The organism is Mycobacterium simulans (genome assembly GCF_900232995.1).
In the GTDB taxonomy this organism is placed as follows: Bacteria; Actinomycetota; Actinomycetes; order Mycobacteriales; family Mycobacteriaceae; genus Mycobacterium; species Mycobacterium simulans.
In genome coordinates this window covers 767,014-784,008 of record NZ_OCVX01000007.1, presented here as the reverse complement: position 1 = coordinate 784,008, position 16,995 = coordinate 767,014, and the positions used below count along the sequence as shown (strand labels likewise).

The 16,995-nt window shown below is 67.0% G+C and carries 16 protein-coding genes and 1 pseudogene; 7 read left to right on the top strand and 10 right to left on the bottom strand.

Annotated features, from left to right (window positions below; translation table 11 throughout):
- Both MSIMFI_RS25685 and MSIMFI_RS25680 read right to left on the bottom strand, forming a co-directional pair.
- A partial coding sequence (locus MSIMFI_RS25685; RefSeq protein WP_191499703.1) for a 3,4-dihydroxy-2-butanone-4-phosphate synthase occupies window positions 1-289 on the bottom strand: 289 nt, incomplete at its 3' end.
- An 80-nt stretch (window positions 290-369) separates the two neighbouring features.
- The gene (locus MSIMFI_RS25680; RefSeq protein ID WP_191499702.1) at window positions 370-972 is read right to left on the bottom strand and encodes a riboflavin synthase; all 603 of its coding nucleotides are present in this window, start codon (window positions 970-972) and stop codon (window positions 370-372) included.
- Window positions 973-1,059: 87 nt separating this feature from the next.
- Here MSIMFI_RS25680 and MSIMFI_RS25675 point away from each other — a divergent pair, with 87 nt between their 5' ends.
- Together MSIMFI_RS25675 and MSIMFI_RS25670 are read left to right on the top strand one after the other, a co-directional pair.
- The gene (locus MSIMFI_RS25675; RefSeq protein WP_396820575.1) at window positions 1,060-1,770 is read left to right on the top strand and encodes an LppX_LprAFG lipoprotein; all 711 of its coding nucleotides are present in this window, start codon (window positions 1,060-1,062) and stop codon (window positions 1,768-1,770) included.
- Between the two features lie 5 nt (window positions 1,771-1,775).
- Window positions 1,776-3,329: an MFS transporter gene (locus tag MSIMFI_RS25670; RefSeq protein WP_191499850.1), complete on the top strand. Its 1,554-nt coding sequence runs from the start codon at window positions 1,776-1,778 to the stop codon at window positions 3,327-3,329.
- Here the strand turns inward: MSIMFI_RS25670 and ribD are convergent.
- Genes ribD through fmt form a run of 4 tightly spaced genes read right to left on the bottom strand, consistent with a single transcriptional unit; the run spans window position 3,326 to window position 7,401 of the window.
- Window positions 3,326-4,357 carry a bifunctional diaminohydroxyphosphoribosylaminopyrimidine deaminase/5-amino-6-(5-phosphoribosylamino)uracil reductase RibD gene (gene ribD / locus MSIMFI_RS25665; protein WP_186242790.1) on the bottom strand — a complete coding sequence of 344 codons (1,032 nt, stop codon included), beginning with the start codon at window positions 4,355-4,357 and terminating at the stop codon, window positions 3,326-3,328. The two genes, MSIMFI_RS25670 and ribD, sit on opposite strands and share 4 nt — an antisense overlap.
- The gene (gene rpe / locus MSIMFI_RS25660) at window positions 4,354-5,049 is read right to left on the bottom strand and encodes a ribulose-phosphate 3-epimerase (RefSeq protein ID WP_191499700.1); all 696 of its coding nucleotides are present in this window, start codon (window positions 5,047-5,049) and stop codon (window positions 4,354-4,356) included. The genes ribD and rpe overlap by 4 nt, the downstream gene beginning before the upstream one ends.
- Window position 5,050: 1 nt before the next feature.
- A complete protein-coding gene (locus MSIMFI_RS25655) occupies window positions 5,051-6,472 on the bottom strand; it encodes an RsmB/NOP family class I SAM-dependent RNA methyltransferase (RefSeq protein WP_191499699.1) in 1,422 nt (473 codons plus the stop codon).
- A complete protein-coding gene (gene fmt / locus MSIMFI_RS25650; RefSeq protein ID WP_191499698.1) occupies window positions 6,469-7,401 on the bottom strand; it encodes a methionyl-tRNA formyltransferase in 933 nt (310 codons plus the stop codon). Before fmt ends, MSIMFI_RS25655 begins: the two co-directional genes overlap by 4 nt.
- A 188-nt stretch (window positions 7,402-7,589) precedes the next feature.
- Between fmt and MSIMFI_RS25645 the strand changes: the two genes are divergently transcribed.
- Window positions 7,590-8,414 (top strand): class I SAM-dependent methyltransferase, encoded by an 825-nt coding sequence (locus tag MSIMFI_RS25645; protein WP_191499697.1) that lies wholly within the window; start codon window positions 7,590-7,592, stop codon window positions 8,412-8,414.
- A gap of 11 nt (window positions 8,415-8,425) precedes the next feature.
- Here MSIMFI_RS25645 and MSIMFI_RS25640 read toward each other — a convergent pair whose 3' ends face one another.
- The gene (locus MSIMFI_RS25640; protein ID WP_186242785.1) at window positions 8,426-8,911 is read right to left on the bottom strand and encodes a MarR family transcriptional regulator; all 486 of its coding nucleotides are present in this window, start codon (window positions 8,909-8,911) and stop codon (window positions 8,426-8,428) included.
- Window positions 8,912-9,082: 171 nt separating this feature from the next.
- Between MSIMFI_RS25640 and MSIMFI_RS25635 the strand changes: the two genes are divergently transcribed.
- Window positions 9,083-9,907, top strand: coding sequence for a class I SAM-dependent methyltransferase (locus MSIMFI_RS25635; RefSeq protein ID WP_191499696.1), 825 nt, complete (start codon window positions 9,083-9,085; stop codon window positions 9,905-9,907).
- 3 nt (window positions 9,908-9,910) lie between these two features.
- On the opposite strand, the gene MSIMFI_RS25630 is transcribed toward MSIMFI_RS25635, so the two are convergent.
- Together MSIMFI_RS25630 and MSIMFI_RS25625 are read right to left on the bottom strand one after the other, a co-directional pair.
- The gene (locus MSIMFI_RS25630; RefSeq protein ID WP_191499849.1) at window positions 9,911-11,854 is read right to left on the bottom strand and encodes a primosomal protein N'; all 1,944 of its coding nucleotides are present in this window, start codon (window positions 11,852-11,854) and stop codon (window positions 9,911-9,913) included.
- 43 nt (window positions 11,855-11,897) lie between these two features.
- A complete protein-coding gene (locus MSIMFI_RS25625) occupies window positions 11,898-12,617 on the bottom strand; it encodes a lysoplasmalogenase (RefSeq protein WP_186245711.1) in 720 nt (239 codons plus the stop codon).
- On the opposite strand from MSIMFI_RS25625, the gene MSIMFI_RS25620 reads away from it, so the two are divergent.
- The 3 genes and pseudogenes from MSIMFI_RS25620 to MSIMFI_RS29415 form a co-directional block, all read left to right on the top strand.
- Window positions 12,616-13,581: an alpha/beta hydrolase gene (locus MSIMFI_RS25620; RefSeq protein ID WP_191499695.1), complete on the top strand. Its 966-nt coding sequence runs from the start codon at window positions 12,616-12,618 to the stop codon at window positions 13,579-13,581. The two genes, MSIMFI_RS25625 and MSIMFI_RS25620, sit on opposite strands and share 2 nt — an antisense overlap.
- Before the next feature lie 28 nt (window positions 13,582-13,609).
- Window positions 13,610-14,587, top strand: a complete 978-nt coding sequence (locus tag MSIMFI_RS25615; protein WP_191499694.1) for an alpha/beta hydrolase — start codon at window positions 13,610-13,612, stop codon at window positions 14,585-14,587.
- Between the two features lie 68 nt (window positions 14,588-14,655).
- Window positions 14,656-15,645, top strand: a pseudogene (locus MSIMFI_RS29415) (PE family protein); the annotation flags it as partial.
- Window positions 15,646-15,873: 228 nt separating this feature from the next.
- Here MSIMFI_RS29415 and MSIMFI_RS25605 read toward each other — a convergent pair.
- Entirely contained in the window at window positions 15,874-16,929 is a 1,056-nt protein-coding gene (locus tag MSIMFI_RS25605) for an AraC family transcriptional regulator (RefSeq protein ID WP_191499848.1), read from the bottom strand.
- Between the last annotated feature and the right edge of the window lie 66 nt (window positions 16,930-16,995).

Sequence of the window (16,995 nt, the reverse complement as noted above, 5' to 3'; positions counted from 1 at the left end):
CCACACCGTTTCTGGCATCAACGGTGACGGTGTAGGCGGTGCCGTGCTTGTCCTGATTGACCGCATACATCGGCAACAGACCCAACCGGTCACAGACCGCGCCATCCAACGGCACGCACAAGTACCCCGACGTATAGCGGACCATGAACGCCACCAGCTCCGGTGTCGCCATCTCCGCGGCGAAAATCAGGTCACCCTCGTTTTCGCGGTCCTCATCGTCGATGACGACGACGGCTTTGCCGGCCGCTATGTCAGCAACCGCCCGCTCAACGGAGTCAAACCTCGTCATCGTTGTTACCTTGCTGTGAGACCGGCTAACTGCACCCAGTATGAACCACAGCGCCGCCGCAGTTATTGCGCTCGCTTTGCTCAGGTGGCTTGTATCAGCCGTTCCACGTATTTAGCGATCACGTCGACCTCGAGGTTCACCTGTGTTCCCACCGGAGCGGAACCCAACGTCGTAAGTTCGCGGGTCGTCGGGATCAGCGACACCTCGAACCAGTCCCGAGGCTCGGCACCCAGACCCGAAACCGTCAGCGAAATCCCGTCGATCGTGATCGACCCCTTCTCGACGACGTAGCGAGCCACCGTGGTGGGCATCTCGAACCGCACCACCTCCCAATGCTCGGAGGGTGTGCGGGCGACGATTTCGCCGGTGCCGTCCACATGCCCCTGCACGATGTGCCCGCCAAGCCGGCTATTGAGAGCGGCCGCCCGTTCCAGGTTCACCCGGCTGCCAGGCCGAAGTTCACCCAAATTGGAGCGATTCAGCGTCTCGGCCATCACATCGGCGCTGAATTGCCCGCCGGGCAACACGTCGACGACGGTCAGGCATACGCCGTTTACCGCAATCGAATCGCCGTGACCCGCGTCGGAGGTCACGGTGGGGCCGCGGATGATCAGGCGCGCCGCGTCGGTGAGGGCTTCGCGGCCCGTGACCTCGCCGAGTTCCTCGACAATTCCGGTGAACATCGCACCAGGTTAATGGCTATTACGGCGGACTCGCACCCCGGTCGTTCACCGACTCGCTCCCCGACTAGGTCGTAGGCACCCTCTACGATGCAGGATATGCAAACCCGCCGCCGCCTCTTGCCGTTGCTTGCCGCCATGAGCGTTGCAACCGTTCTAGTTGCCAGCTGCTCATCGGAGTCGAAGCCAAGCGGTGGGCCGCTGCCCGACGCGACGAATCTGATTAAGCAGTCCACCGAAGTCACCAAGAATGTCAAAAGCGCGCACATCGTGTTGACGGTGAACGGCACGATCCCGGGACTGTCCATGAAGACGCTCAGTGGCGATCTCACGACCAACCCCACCGCCGCGAAGGGGAACGTGAAGCTCACCCTCGGTGGGGCTGACGTCGACGCCGACTTCGTGGTAGTCGACGGCAACCTGTACGCCACCCTCACGCCCAACAAGTGGAGCGATTTCGGTAGGGCCGCCGACATTTACGACCCCTCGCAGATCCTGAGCCCGGACAACGGCTTAGCCAACGTGCTGGCGAACTTCACCGACGCCAAGGCCGAGGGGCGCGACACCATCAATGGGCAGACCACCATCCGCATCAGTGGAAAGGTGACGGCACAGGCGGTGAATCAGATTGCCCCGCCGTTTGGTGCGACGGAGCCGGTACCGGCCACCGTCTGGATTCAGGAGGCCGGCGATCACCACCTGGCACAGGTCAAGATGGAGCGCGGTACGGGCAATTCGGTCCAAATGACCCTGTCGAACTGGGGTGTACAGGTCCAGGTCACGAAGCCTCAGGTGAGCTGATGAGCATGCGGGCAGGACGCCGGGTCGCAATCAGCGCGGGGAGCCTCGCGGTACTGCTGGGCGCCCTCGACACGTATGTCGTGGTCACCATAATGCGCGACATCATGAACAGCGTCGGTATCCCGGTGAACCAGCTACAGCGGATCACCTGGATCGTGACGATGTACCTGCTGGGTTATATCGCGGCGATGCCGCTGTTGGGCCGGGCTTCCGACCGGTTCGGCCGCAAGCTGATGCTTCAGGTCAGCCTGGCCGGATTCATCGTGGGCTCGGTGGTGACCGCGCTCGCCGGCCACTTTGGCGATTTCCATATGCTCATCGCAGGCCGCACCATCCAGGGCATCGCCAGCGGTGCCCTGCTGCCGATCACGCTGGCGCTGGGCGCCGATTTGTGGGCGCAGCGTAACCGCGCCGGCGTGCTGGGCGGTATCGGCGCCGCGCAGGAGCTCGGCAGTGTGCTGGGCCCGCTGTACGGCATCTTCATCGTCTGGCTGTTACATGATTGGCGTGACGTGTTCTGGATCAACGTCCCACTGACGCTGATTGCCATGGCGATGGTGCAGTTCAGCCTCCCCTCGCACGACCGCAGCGCCGAGCCGGAAAGAATCGACATCGTCGGTGGCTTGCTGCTTGCCCTCGCACTGGGCCTTGCGGTCATCGGCCTGTACAACCCAAACCCGGACGGCAAGCAAGTGCTGCCGAGCTATGGGTTGCCCCTGGTAATCGGCGCGGCTGGCGCCGCCGGGGCGTTCTTCCTGTGGGAACGCCTCGCCCGTACACGACTGATCGAACCGGCCGGCGTTCACTTCCGGCCGTTCCTGGCCGCCCTTGGCGCGTCCGTCTGCGCTGGCGCGGCGCTGATGGTGACGCTGGTGAACGTGGAGCTGTTCGGCCAGGGAGTGCTAGGAAAAGACCAGGTCCAAGCCGCCGGAATGCTGCTCTGGTTCCTCATCGCACTGCCGATTGGGGCGGTGACGGGCGGCTGGATCGCCACCAGGCTGGGTGACCGCGCGGTGACCTTTGTCGGTCTGCTCATCGCCGCCGGCGGATATTTGCTGGTCTCACAATGGCGGCAAGACCTGGAGACCGATCAGCACAACATCTTCGGATTGTTCACCGTCCCAGCGATGCACACCGACCTGCTGGTAGCGGGCCTCGGGCTGGGTCTGGTGATCGGTCCGCTGTCGTCGGCGACGCTACGGGTCGTCCCCGCGGCGCAGCACGGCATCGCATCGGCGTCGGTGGTGGTGGCACGGATGACCGGCATGTTGATCGGTGTCGCCGCGCTGAGTGCCTGGGGTTTGTACCGCTTCAACCAGATCTTGGCGGGGTTGTCGGCGCAGATTCCGCCCGACGCCACCCTGCTTGAGCGCGCGGCCGCGATTGGCGCCCAATACCAGAAGGCGTTCGCGCTGATGTATGGCGGGATCTTCGGGGTCACGGTGGCGATCTGCGTGGTGGGAGCGCTGCTCGGTCTATTGCTCAGCGGGCGCAAGGAACACGCCGACGAGGAACCGGAAGTCCCAGCGGAGCGTGCCGTCGCGCCCCAGAGCGGCTAGCGAGCCACCAGGCTGAGCAGCAGATCCGGACCGACCTGTTCGACGCCGTCGAACTGCCAACGCAACGCGTGCGCCACGTTGGACACCCCCACATCGTCGACCGCACTGATGGGGCCACCCAGCAGAATCGGCGCGACATAGGCCAGGATCCGGTTGATCGCCCCCGCCCGCAAGAAGGCACCGGCCAGGGTGGGGCCACCTTCCAACAGGACATCGGTGCGGTCCGACAGCGCTTTGAGCACCTCGACGGGCTCGCGGGTGCGGATCACCATGGTGCGCGAATCTCCGTTGAGAACCTTCGATTCCGGTGGTATATCACGCATCCCCACCACCACGCGCAGCGGTTGCTGTGTCGCCAGCGACCCGTCGGGTAAGCGGGCGGTCAGGGTCGGGTCGTCGGCGAGGACGGTGCCGGTTCCGACGATGATCGCGTCGGCCAGGGCGCGCCGTCGATGCAGGTGTAACCGAGCGGCCTCGCTGGAGATCCACTGGCTGGAGCCGTCGGCGGCAGCGCTGCGACCGTCGATACTGGTGGCATATTTCCAGGTGACATGCGGCAGCCCGGTTCGCTGCTTGTGCAGCCACTCCCGCAACGGTCCGGCAGCCACCGCGTCCGCCAGCACGCCCGAGCGCACCTGCAGCCCCGCTGCCGATAGCCGGCCGGCGCCGCCGCCCGCAATGGCGTTTGGGTCGCTAACGCCGTAAATCACCGTTCCGACCCTGGCCTCGATTAAGGCGTTCACGCACGGGGGGGTCTTGCCGAAGTGATTGCATGGTTCGAGGGTGACCACTGCGATTCCACCGGCGGCCAACCCGCCCGCCCGGCGCAACGCAATGACTTCGGCGTGATCGCCGCCGGCCGGTTGGGTGGCGCCGACGCCGACAATCCGGCCTTCTTGGTCCACGATGACGGCCCCGACCGGCGGGTTCGGATATGTGCTGCCCTTGACTTGGTAGGAGTGCTCGATAGCGAGGCGCATGGCCTCTTCGATGCTCTTGACCGTCTGGGGTCCCTGGGGCTGGTTCATGAGCGTAGATGAGGTGACACGGCACCGGCCTGTCGCCGCAATGCCTCTACCGCCGCGGCCGGGTCGTCTGCGCCATAAACCGCCGATCCGGCCACAAAGCAGTCGACGCCGGCCTCGGCGGCCTGCTCAATGGTGTCCTCGTTGATCCCGCCGTCGATCTCGACCAGGATGGTCAGCTCCCCCGCGTCGACAAGCTTGCGCACCGCGCGCACTTTGCCCAGAACATCCGGGATAAAGCTCTGGCCGCCGAAGCCCGGTTCGACCGACATGACGAGGAAGGTATCGAAGTGCGGCAGGATCGCCAGATACGGATCCAATGGGGTCCCCGGCTTGATGCTGATCCCGGCTTTGGCGCCCGCGGCGCGAATATCACGCGCCACCGCGACCGGGTTGTCGGTGGCCTCGGCGTGAAAAGTCACGTTATACGCGCCCGCTTCGGCATACGGCGGTGCCCACCGGTCCGGGTCTTCGATCATCAGATGGCAATCCATCGGAATGTCAGTGTGGGTCAGCAGACTCTCCACAACCGGCAGGCCGATCGTCAGGTTAGGCACAAAGTGGCCGTCCATGACATCAACATGCAACCAATCGGCGCCGTGAACCACGGCCGCTTCGTCGGCCAGTCGGGCGAAATCGGCTGCGAGGATCGACGGCGCTATCAGCGGTCCCCCCGTGCGAGGCATGAGCGACACACTACTTGCGGCGCAGCGCCGCCGCGAACATGGCGTCGGTGCCGTGTCGGTGCGGCCAGAGTTGCACGTACGGCCCGTCCCCCAGCCCCTCGGTGGCCGGCTCGAACAGCGGCCGGGCATCCAGTGCGGCTACCGGATACCGGCGTAGCGCGTCGGCGACCACCCCGACGGTTTCGGCCAAATGTGGCGAGCAGGTCGCATACAGCACTACCCCACCCGGCCGGGTCAGGGCGATCGCGGCAGCCAGCAGCTCGCGTTGCAGCTTGGCCAGCGCTGGTACATCGGCTGGCTGACGACGCCAGCGCGCCTCCGGGCGGCGGCGCAATGCGCCCAGCCCGGTGCAGGGCGCGTCGACCAGCACCCGGTCAAACCCTGGGCCGAGATCTTCGGAGGCGAAATCGACGTGCCGCCCGTCAACCCGCAGCACCTCCACGTCCAGCCCTCGAGTGTTATCCACTACCAGGTCCGCGCGGTGCGCCGACGGCTCGACCGCGATCACCCGGGCGCCGGAGTCGGCTCCCAGCGCGGCCAGCAGCGCGGTCTTGCCGCCGGGACCGGCGCACAGGTCCAGCCACCGCCCGGTGTCGTCGTCGACCGGCGCCAGCGTCAGCGCCCGGGCCACCAACTGGCTGCCCTCGTCCTGAACCAGGGCGCGGCCCTCGCGCACCGGCGCCAGCTGTCCGGGATCCCCGCCCGATAGGTAAACCGCATACGGCGAATACCGACCGACGGTGCCGTCCACCGTTTGGGCCAGCTCCGCCGCGGTCAGTATCCCGGGGCGGGCCACCAGATGCACCTGCGGCCGTTCGTCATCGCTGGCCAGTACCGCATCGAGCTCTCCTGCCGCCGCGCCCAGCGCGTCGGCGAAGGCCTGGGCGATCCAGCGTGGGTGAGCGTGCACGAACGCGGCGTGCCCAATCGGATCGCTCGACGGGTCGGGGGCCAGCTCGTCCAACCAGGACCGCTCGTCTCGCGCGGCAATCTTCCGCAGCACGGCGTTGACGAAACCTGCTCGCGCCGAGTCGAATTCGATTCCAGCCTGTTCGACGGTGGTGGACACCGCGGCGTGCGCGTCGACCCGGGTTCGCAGCAGCTGATAGGCGCCGAGGCGCAGCAGGTCGAGCAGGGCTGGGTTAATTGCCTGAAGCGAACGAGCGGCGGCGGCGCCGATGACCGCATCCAGGAGGCCTCGGGTCCGGCAACTGCCGTAGGCCAGCTCGGTGGCGAAGGCAGCGTCGCGACCGGTGATCCCGCGCTCGCGCAGCAGCGCGGGCAGCACCAGGTTCGCGTACGCGTCCCGCTCGCTGACCGCCCGCAGCGTCTCGAACGCCGCGCGACGTGCCGGGTCGAGCCGCTTGCGGCGCGGCTCACGGGGGTTTCGCCCCGGTCTTTGTGGCCGGGACTCTTTTGGTTTCGGGTTCATGAGGCCCGCGCGTCGGGGTCGAGCCGGGCGCCACGGGCCCAGTCGACGGCGTTCATAAGTTTCTTTCCGGGCGGCTGAATCTGACCCAACCGCACCGGATCCGAGCCGGTGCCGATCCAAACGCTCTTACGTTCGACGTGAATTCTCCCGGGCGGCAAGGGTTCTGGGGATTCAGGATCGAGCTGGACCGGTCCGATCTTGACCCGCAAGTCGCCGATCAGCGTCCAGGCGCCCGGGTTGGGCGTGACCGAGCGAATCCGGCGCTCAACAACCGGGGCCGGTAGATCCCAACTAATCCGGGCCTGCTCCACGGTGACTTTGGACGCCAGGCTAACGCCGTCGGCCGGTTGTGGTCGGGGCCGGAGTGTCCCGTCCGCGATGCCGTCCAGCGTGGCCGACAGCAGCGCCGCTCCCGAAATCGCAAGTCGCTCAAGCAGATCGCCCGCGGTATCCGACGGCTGAATCGCCTCGGTGACGACACCGTAGACCGGCCCGGAGTCCAGGCTGGGCTCGATCTGAAACGTTGTCGCTCCGGTGATCGTGTCACCCGCAGCAAGCGCGGCCTGCACCGGCGCCGCACCGCGCCAGGCCGGCAGCAACGAGAAGTGCAGATTCACCCAGCCGTGCGTGGGCACGGCCAACAGCGAGCCGCCGAGCAGCGCACCGTAGGCCACTACTGCACAGCACTCGGGTGCCAATTCCGACAGTGCGGCGACGAATTGCCCGGAATTCGGCGGGGCCGGTCGCAGCACCGGAATACCGCGATCGAGCGCCTCGCGGGCCACCGGCGACGGCTGTGGCTTGCCCCGCCGACCGGAGGCCGCGTCGGGGCGGGTCAGGACCGCGACCACGTCGTGACGAGGCGAGTCGATGAGGCGACGCAGCGCGGGCAGCGCGGGTGTGGGGGTGCCGGCGAAAATGAGGCGCACGGGCACAAGTCTATGAAGCCGGGCCACACCAATATGCGATGTGGCGCGGGCCACAACGCCGACACGCCCGAATATACTCGCCGTATACTATTGCTAATGCATACTGTATGCAGTGGGCATGCTTTGAAAGCCGACGACGACGTCGAACGCGGTCCCTTCCCCTACTTCTCTACTTCGCAGGAGTTCCGATGACCATCGACACACCCGTCCGCGATAACACGACGCTCGCAGCTACCCACGCCGCGATGTGGGCCCTGGGCGATTACGCCTTGATGGCAGAAGAGGTGATGGCGCCGCTCGGCCCGATCCTAGTCGCCGCCGCGGGTATCGCGCCGGGCGTGCGGGTGCTTGACGTCGCCGCCGGCTCTGGCAACATTTCGCTTCCTGCCGCCAAGACCGGGGCCACAATCGTTTCCACCGACCTCACGCCCGAGCTGCTGGAGCGGTCCAAGGCACGGGCCGCCGAACAGGGATTGACGCTGCAGTACCAGGAAGCCAATGCCCAAGCGCTGCCATTCGGCGACGGCGAATTCGATATCACGATGTCGGCGATTGGCATCATGTTCGCGCCCGACCACCAGTGCGCCGCAAACGAGCTGGTCCGGGTGTGCCGGCCGGGCGGGACGATCGGTGTGATCAGCTGGACCCCGGAAGGCTACTTCGGCCGGATGCTGGCCGCCCTCCGCCCCTATCGGCCGAGCATGTCGGCGGCGCTGCCGCCGTCGGCGCTGTGGGGCCGCGAGGCCTACGTCACCGGCCTGCTGGGCGACGCCGTCACCGACGTGCAGACGGAACGGGCATTGTTGGAGGTCAAGCGTTTCGAAACCGCAGAGGCCGTGCACGACTACTTCAAGAACAACTACGGTCCGACGATCGAGGTCTACGAAAACATCGGCGACAACGCCGTGCTGGCGGCCGAACTCGACGCCCAACTGGTCGAACTCGCCGCGGAATACCTCAACGACGGCGTCATGGGATGGGAGTACTTGCTGGTCACCGCCAAAAAGCGGTGACCGGTCTCGCCCTACACCTCGTCTAGATAGACGTGTGCGTCGGGCTCGCCGCCGGCGGCGGTAAACGCCTTTAGGGCACGCACCAGCCCGTGGCGTTCCGCCGTCGGCATCTGCTCCACAATCCGAGCGATTTCGGCGCGCCGGTTTGCGGTGACCTTTGCGACGACCTCTCGTCCACGCTTGGTTAGCGCCGCGAGCAGTTCGCGCCGAGAAGTCGGGTGCGGCAGGCGGTCGATCATCCCGGCGCTGACCAGCCGGTCGACCATCCGGCCGGTCGCCGACGGCTGAACACCGAGTAGCGTCGCCAGAGTTGCCAGATTGATCGGACCCTGATTGGCCAGGATCACCAGGGTGCGGAATTGCGGGATGGTAATGGTTTCATCAACCAGCGCGATTGAATGAGCCGAGATCGCCACCAGCAGCCGCGATGCTGTCAGCAATGAATCGGTGATGGCATCCAATGACTCGTCGGCTGCGGTTGCGTTTTCAGTTGGCATCGCGGGCCCCCTTCCCCGGTTTCCCGGGCCGTCAACTTCGTTGTCGCACTTCACGGGCTACAGCAGAGCAAGTGTACAACTACAATCGTAGACATCGATTGTTTCCGCTGTATAGAATCTCCCGCGGGCATGATCGGGGTTGGGACTCCATTTCATCGGGCAGGAGATCCAATGTCTATCGACGCAACGGTCAGCACGCGCCAGGCCCCCGCAACCACGCCCCGGGCCATGTGGATACTGGGCGACTATGCCACCTACGCCGAGGAATTGTTGGCCCCACTTGGCCCAATCCTGGTGTCCGCCAGTGGTATTCGTCCCGGCGATCGCGTACTTGACGTGGCCGCCGGTACCGGCAACCTGGCGATCCCCGCTGCTGCCGGAGGCGCCCACGTCATTGCCAGCGACCTGACACCGGAGCTGCTCCGCCACGCCCAGGCGCGGGCGGCGGCCCAGGGCTTGGAGCTCGGCTGGCGGGAAGCCAATGCGGAAACCCTGCCCTTTGGAGCCTGTGAATTCGACGCGGTGCTCTCGACGGTCGGGGTGATGTTCGCCCCACGCCATCAGCGCACCGCCGACGAGCTGGCCAGGGTTTGCCGGCGCGGCGGGAAAATCAGCATCCTGAGCTGGACACCCGAGGGATTCGTCGGCCAGCTGCTTTCCGCCATCAGGCCCTATCGCCCAACGTTGCCGACGGCCGCGCCGCACGAGGTGTGGTGGGGAAACGAGGACTACGTGAGCGACCTGTTTCGCGACCACGTCACCGATATTCGAATGCGGCGTGGCTCGCTGAAAGTAGACCGGTTTGCCAGGGCCGAAGAATGCCGCGACTACATCAAGAGCTGCTACGGCCCCGCGATCAACGCCTACCTCAACATCGCCGATAGTCCAGAGTGCGTCGCACGGCTCGACGCCGAACTCGCCGCAATCAGCGAGGATTACCTCCGCAACGGCGTAATGGAATGGGAATACCTGATCTTCACCGCTCGTAGGAGTTGACGCTTATCCAATCTGCAGCGGGTCGATCTGCACCCGGACCGGATCGCGCGTCTGGCGCGCACTGAGCACGCCGACGCCGCGCCGCAGGCTCGCTGCCAACTCCAGGCCCTGCTCGCGACGGACCCGCACCAACATCCTGGTAACCGGCACGCCGGCGGTGGCGCCCGCCGGGCGGCGGACACCTGTCGGCAGTTCTACCGGGCCGAGCAGCTCCGCCTCAGCGGGCAACCGGGCCCGATCAAGCAGCGCCGTCACCGCCTCGGCCGTGCCGTCCAGTACGGCCATGTGCACACTCGGCGGCAGGCCCACGTCCGTCCGGGCCGACAATTCGGCCTCGGAATGACCCACCGGATCCCACCGGATGAGCGATTGCACCGTCGGAATGGATGATTCGGCAACCACCATCACCACGCCGCCGTCGGCGCGGGAACGCACCAGCGCTGCCGCGGCCATCCAACGTGACAGGGCATCCTCGGCTGCGCGTAGATCTTGCCGACCCAGCAGCGCCCACGTATCGAGCAGCAGCGCGGCCCCGTAGCCGCCGGACACCCGGGGTTCGGCGCCCGGGGTGGCGACCACCAGTGCCGGTCGGACGGTGACCTCCGGCACCACGCTGTCGCCCGCTGAGGTGAGCACCGCGGTACCAGGGAAGGCACGGCCAAGCTCTTCGGCAGTGCGTCGCGCCCCGACGACCACGGCACGAACCGCCTCCGAGCCGCAGCGCGCACACCGAGGCGTCGGGTCCATCCGGCCGCACCAGCGGCACACCGTGCTCCGCCCGGCGTCCTGTAACGCCAGCGGGCCCGTGCAATGCCGACACCGGGCGATCGCCCGACAGCGACCGCAGGCCAGCGAAGGCACATACCCGCGTCGCGGCACCTGCACCAGCACCGGCGCGCCAGCCTGCAGCGCCGAACGGGCAGCCTGCAGCGCGATGGATGGTAGCCGCGCGGTGCGGGCGGCCGGGTCGCGCTCGTCGGCGTACCCACTGTCGTCGAGGGCAACCACACGCGGAGCGCGGGCCCGCACCACCTGCCGCGCCGCGACGATGTCGTGCGCCCACCCGCTGCGTACCAGCGCGTGCGCCTCGGCGGTCCGGGAGTAGCCACCGATCAACGCGGCACATCGCGCTTGATGCGCCCGCAGCATCGCCACCTCGCGGGCGTGCGGATAGGGTGCTCGCGGCTCGGCGAACGTGTCGTCGCCGTCCGCCCAGACCATGACCAGGCCCAGGTCGCTCAGCGGAGCGAACACCGCGCTGCGGGTACCGATCACCAGCCGCGCGCGGCCCCGCAGCGCCGCCAACCAGCGTCGATACCGTGCGGCAGGTCCCAGCCCCGCCGCCAAGGCCACCACGCGCTGCTCGTCGATGCGGGTCACCACCGCCTCCCCAAGCACGTCCAGATCCCGCTGGTCGGGCACGATCGCCAGGGCTGTGCGCCCCGCCCGGACGGTCTGCGCTGCGGCGTCGGCGAATCGGTCGGCCCACGGTTCGCCCGGCAGCGCCTGCCAGACGGCCCGCGCCGCGCGCGACTCGGCCAGGGCGGCCAGGAATTGTCCACCGCGGCCGTAAACCTGCCAGCCTGACGGATCAACCGGGGCCACAACGGGTGCGCCCGGCGGCGGCGCCGTTTCCTTTTCCACCCTGGCGTGGCGGGCGGGCACAGCCAAGCGCAACACGTCCGGCCGGGTCCCGGCGTAGCGTGCCGCAACCGCGTCGACCAGCCGTCGGATTTCGGGGGTGAGTACGGGTTCGGGCGACACGACGCGGTCGAGCCAGCCCAGTTTGCCGTCATGGTCGGTGTCGTTGCGGCGCTCCAGCACAAACCCGTCGACCAGCCGACCATGGAACCGCACCCGAACCCGCACCCCCGGCTGGGCGTCGTCGGACTGCTCGGCGGACACCAGGTAGTCGAACTCGCGATCCAGGTGTGGCACCGACAGCATCGGCAGCACCCGCGCTATCGGTTCGACCTCAATGGGCTTGCGGCTAAGCAATTTCGGCAGGCTCGGGACCCTCGCGACCGAAGAAGAATCCGGCCGTAATCAGGATCTCCGCCGCGGCGTAAGACCACCAGATCGGTACTGCTAACACCTCGTTGCCCAGAATGAATCGACTGATCGCGATCATCGAATCCGACGCCGCGAAAGACACCGCGCCCACCGCGGTCCAGATTGTCGGTAGCCGTGCCAAGAGCGCGGTGCACACCATTGCACAGATCGCGGTGATATAGACCGTCACCGGAATCGTCAGCTTTTCCCGGCCCAGGTGCGGCCACAACCACGTCAACATCGCAGCAGACCCCAAGAGCATCACGGCGGCGGCGGCGATGCGCGGGCGTGACGGAGCCACGTGCGGCAGCATCGCGCCCAGAAAACATAAGTGCGCCAACAGGAATGAGCCCAGCCCGAAGACGAACGACTGGGTCCACCATGGGATCGCCAACAGCCAGTCGCCGGCGGCCGAGAACAGTAGCGCAGGCATCAGCCAGCGACGCTCGCGGACGATGGGGTGGGCAACGGCGGCGACAGTCAGTAGCACGGCCATCGATGCTTTGAATGGCGGTTGCAAGAACCAGTGCCCGGTCAGGTCCGTTCCGGGGTGCGTCCGCAGGGCGATTACGGTCAGGAAGACGCCGTAGGCGAGCGCTGCCCAGCCGGCGGCCACCCAGAAGCCGGCGACTAAACGAGGTGCGTACGGTACCTGCATGCCCAGTTTGGACAACGCCGCCGCCGAGAAACCCGATGTCGACCCCATCCTGCTGAAGGTACTGGATGCGGTTCCGTTTCGGCTATCAACCGACGATGGAATCGACGCGGTGCGCCAGCGGTTACGGGACCTGCCGCGCCGAGCGGTGCACCCCGAGCTGCGGGTCGAGGACCGGGCAATCAACGGGCCGGCGGGCGCCATCGACATCCGGATATATTGGCCGCCAAGCAGTTCCGACCGCACGGCCGTCACGCCCGTGGTCCTCTACTTCCACGGCGGCGGGTTTGTCATGGGCGATCTCGACACCCACGACGGCTCCTGCCGTCAACATGCGGTGGGCGCGGACGCGGTGGTCGTGTCGGTCGACTACCGGCTGGCACCCGAACACCCGTACCCCGCTGCCATCGAAGACGCTTGGGCCGCAACGGTATGGGTGGCCGAACACGGTCCCGAAATCGGAGCCGACAGCACGCGGATCGCCGTCGCCGGGGATTCGGCCGGCGGCACCATTGCCGCGGCGATCGCGCAGCGGGCACGCGATGAGAAAGCACCGCCGATCGCCTTCCAGCTGTTGTGGTATCCCTCCACGATGTGGGACCAATCGCTGCCGTCGTTTACCGAAAATGCCACTGCGCTGATCCTTGACACCACGGCCATCGCCGCGTTCTCCCGTTGGTACGCAGGCGAAATCGATTTGTCCAACCCGCCGGTAGCAATGGCTCCGGGCCGAGCGGAGAATCTGGCCGACCTGCCACCCGCTTACATCGGCGTGGCGGGTCATGACCCGCTGCGCGACGACGGCATCCGGTACGGCGAGCTGTTGGCCGCCGCCGGCGTCCCCGTCGAGGTACACAATGCCCAGACGATGGTGCACGGCTACGTCGGTTACGCCGGCGTGGTGCCGGCTGCCACGGCCGCGTTAGAGCGCGGACTAGGCGCATTGCGCGTTGCGCTGCACGGTTAGATCCGAGAACGTTGCGTAAGGTATGCCCATGACGGAGCAGACGACGACCCGAGCCGCCATCGATCCCATCCTGAAGATGCTGCTCGATACGTTTCCGCTGACCTTCACCGCGGCCGACGGTGTCGAGGTCGCCCGCGAGCGCCTCGCCGCGATGAAGGCACCTCCGGAACTGCTTCCGGAGCTGAGGATCGAGGACCGGACCGTCGGATCCGGCGAATTGACTGACATTCCGGTGCGGATCTACTGGCCGCCAGTCCCGGCGCACGACAACCTGCCCATCGTCGTCTACTACCACGGTGGTGGCTGGTGCCTCGGCAGCCTGGATACGCACGACCCCGTCGCCCGGGCGCACGCCGTCGGCGCGGACGCGATCGTGGTGTCCGTCGATTACCGGCTTGCTCCCGAGAATCCCTTCCCGGCCGGGATCGACGACAGCTGGGCGGCGTTGCGCTGGGTCGGCGAGCACGCCGCCGAGCTGGGTGGCAATCCCAACCGGATCGCCGTCGCCGGTGACTCCGCAGGCGGCAATATCGCCGCGATCATGGCGCAGCTGGCCCGTGACAACGTCGACGTTGGCGGACCCGCGCTGGCCTTCCAATTGCTGTGGTACCCGTCGGTTACGGGTGACCTATCGCTGCCGTCCTTCACCGAAAACGCTAACGCGCCGATCCTGGACCGCGATGTCATCGACGCGTTCCTGAGCTGGTACGTGCCGGGAGTCGACATCACTGACGACCACACCGCGCTCCCCGCCACCTTGTGCCCGGCGAACGCCACTGACTTGTCCGGCCTGCCTCCGGCCTTCATCGGCACCGCCGAACACGACCCGCTGCGCGATGATGGAGCCCGCTATGCCGAGCTGCTCAACGCCGCCGGGGTTCCGGCAGAGCTGAGCAACGAGCCGAACATGGTCCACGGATACGTCAACTTCGCGCTGGTGGTGCCCGCCGCGGCAGAGGCCACCAACCGCGGGTTGGTGGCGCTGAAGAAGGCGCTGAGCTCTTAGAGCAAACGCCAACGCGCCGCCGCGGATAGGAATACGATCTGTGGTTCAGCCTGTCGAAAGGTGGCGGAATGTCATTCGTGATTGCGGCACCCGAAATCGTGGCGGCAGCGGCTTCGGATCTGGCTAGTATCGGTTCGAGTATCAGCGCGGCCAACGCGGCCGCGGCCCTTCCCACCACCGCGGTGCTGGCCGCCGGTGCCGACGAGGTTTCAGCTGGCCTTGCGGCGCTATTCGGCAGCCACGCTCAGGCGTATCAGGCGCTCAGCGCCCAGGCGGCGACGTTTCACACCCAGTTTGTGCAGGTACTCAACTCAGGCGCCGGTGTCTACGCGGCGGCCGAGGCCGCCAATGTCCAGCAAAGTCTGCTCGATGCGATCAACGCGCCCACCCAGGCGCTGCTGGGCCGCCCGCTGATCGGTGACGGCGCCAATGCGCCCGACGGGACGGGGGCTCCCGGCGGTGCCGGCGGTCTCCTGTACGGCAATGGCGGCACTGGCGGATCCGGCGCCCCCGGTCAGACCGGCGGTCCCGGCGGCGCCGCCGGCTTAATCGGTAATGGGGGTGCCGGCGGCATCGGTGGAACGGGAGCAGCCGGCGGAGCCGGCGGCACCGGCGGCTGGTTGTACGGCAATGGCGGGGCCGGCGGCACCGGTGGAATTGGCGCGGCTTCCACCACCGGCACTGGCGGCGTCGGCGGGGTCGGCGGTATTGGTGGGGCCGCCGGCCTGTTTGGAGACGGCGGAGCAGGCGGTCAAGGCGGACAAGGCGGACAAGGCGCGACAATTTCGGGTGGACGCGGCGGTGCCGCCGGCATGGGCGGTGCCGGCGGCACCGCGTTCTTTGGCAACGGTGGGGCCGGGGGCCCAGGCGGAGTCGGCGGAACCGGGTTCGGTGGCGGCGGTTTGAGCGGCGCGGGCGGCGCGGGCGGCGCCGTCCAGCTGGTCGGCCACGGCGGGGCCGGCGGCGCCGGAGGGAACGCGATCGGCGGCGGCGGCGGTGGCGGCGCGGGTGGCATCGGTGGTTCGGTCGGACTGTTCGGCGAGGAGGGCCCGGCGGGACACTGTTCGGCAAGGGCGGCGAGCAAGGCGCGTCTAGCTAAGCGAAGCCCAGCCGCGTGAATGCCTCCTCCGCCGTCCGGCGCGCAGTCACCCAATGATCCAGGCACGTCTGGCTGCACACAAGGATGTTTCGGAATCCCACGGCCTTGCGCATCTCGTCCGCGACGGGGTCGACAGGGCAGGCGCGAGCGGCGGCGTCGGCGGGGTGCTATTCGGACAATCCGGCGGTCACGGCAGAGATGACGAGCCGTAGCCTCGGTGCGAATACGCACTGGGCGCAACACCGTACCAGCGTTTGAACGCGTGCGAGAACGTCGAGACTTCCGTATAGCCCAGCCGCCTGGACACTTCCTCCACCGTCAGCCCCACATTGCGCAGCAAGTCGACGGCCACCGCCGAGCGCGCTTCGTTCAGCAAGGCCCGAAAAGACGTGCCTTCCTCGGCAAGTCGACGCCGCAGCGTCCGCGGATGCATGTCGAGCTCGGCGGCAACATCGGGAAGCGTCGGGAAAAGCCGCGAATCCCGGAATAGCTTGGTGCGTACCAGCGCGGTAATGCCCTGGCGTTGCTCATTGCGCTGCATCAACACGTCACACTGCGCGATGCACATCTCCAACGTGTGGCGATCCGCTTGCGGCAACGGCTCATCGAACATCGCGCGTGGAAAGTGCAGCCGGTTGTGCGCGCGGCCGAATGCGACGTCGCGGACCGGCACGAGGTCGAGCAGTGGCCGAAGCAGTTTCTCGTCGATCGCCAGTTCCGCCGATACCTGATCCGCGTACTTCTCGGCTACCGGAAGCGTGAAACTTGTTGTGGTGGCTATGATTCCGGCGATATCACGTTCGATGAAGAAGCCCCGTACGTCCGCAGGCAGGTGGCTGGCGTCCAGCTCGACCAGGCAGTCGTCGGCGGTCTCGAGCAACGTGATGCCGACCTGCATGGTGGTCAGCGCGAAGTAGCGCATCGCGATGGTCAGCAACTCACGAAGGGTTGCACACGACATCACGGCAAACCCGAACAACCCGAAATGAGTCAGCGTGAATCGGCTGCCCACGTCGATCCCGATACCGGGGTCGTTCGGCAGCCGGTTCAGCAGCCTGCGCACGGCCAAGATCTCGTCGGACGCACTGACCATGGCGTCGGCGTCGTCGAGGTCGGCCGGCGTGATCGAAGTGCCCATCAGCACATCGCCGGTCGGCACCCCGCGCTCATTGGCCACCTCGCACAGCACTCGGGTGGCATACACCGGATGCCGTACGCCGGCCTGCGGCAGCATGCGCTCCATGAGCTGTCCCAAACTCCCAAGTCTGTGTCCCATAGTCTCATTACGAGCCATCCTCGTCATCCATAC

Excerpts from the sequence above, each read along its gene's own strand:
- MSIMFI_RS25680 (WP_191499702.1), bottom strand. The coding sequence starts at position 972 with ATGTTCACCGGAATTGTCGAGGAACTCGGCGAGGTCACGGGCCGCGAA.
- MSIMFI_RS25675 (WP_396820575.1), top strand. The coding sequence starts at position 1,060 with ATGCAGGATATGCAAACCCGCCGCCGCCTCTTGCCGTTGCTTGCCGCC.
- MSIMFI_RS25670 (WP_191499850.1), top strand. The coding sequence starts at position 1,776 with ATGCGGGCAGGACGCCGGGTCGCAATCAGCGCGGGGAGCCTCGCGGTA.
- ribD (WP_186242790.1), bottom strand. The coding sequence starts at position 4,357 with ATGAACCAGCCCCAGGGACCCCAGACGGTCAAGAGCATCGAAGAGGCC.
- MSIMFI_RS25655 (WP_191499699.1), bottom strand. The coding sequence starts at position 6,472 with ATGAACCCGAAACCAAAAGAGTCCCGGCCACAAAGACCGGGGCGAAAC.
- MSIMFI_RS25645 (WP_191499697.1), top strand. The coding sequence starts at position 7,590 with ATGACCATCGACACACCCGTCCGCGATAACACGACGCTCGCAGCTACC.
- MSIMFI_RS25640 (WP_186242785.1), bottom strand. The coding sequence starts at position 8,911 with ATGCCAACTGAAAACGCAACCGCAGCCGACGAGTCATTGGATGCCATC.
- MSIMFI_RS25635 (WP_191499696.1), top strand. The coding sequence starts at position 9,083 with ATGTCTATCGACGCAACGGTCAGCACGCGCCAGGCCCCCGCAACCACG.
- MSIMFI_RS25630 (WP_191499849.1), bottom strand. The coding sequence starts at position 11,854 with ATGCTGTCGGTGCCACACCTGGATCGCGAGTTCGACTACCTGGTGTCC.
- MSIMFI_RS25620 (WP_191499695.1), top strand. The coding sequence starts at position 12,616 with ATGCCCAGTTTGGACAACGCCGCCGCCGAGAAACCCGATGTCGACCCC.
- MSIMFI_RS25625 (WP_186245711.1), bottom strand. The coding sequence starts at position 12,617 with ATGCAGGTACCGTACGCACCTCGTTTAGTCGCCGGCTTCTGGGTGGCC.
- MSIMFI_RS25615 (WP_191499694.1), top strand. The coding sequence starts at position 13,610 with ATGACGGAGCAGACGACGACCCGAGCCGCCATCGATCCCATCCTGAAG.
- MSIMFI_RS25605 (WP_191499848.1), bottom strand. The coding sequence starts at position 16,929 with ATGGAGCGCATGCTGCCGCAGGCCGGCGTACGGCATCCGGTGTATGCC.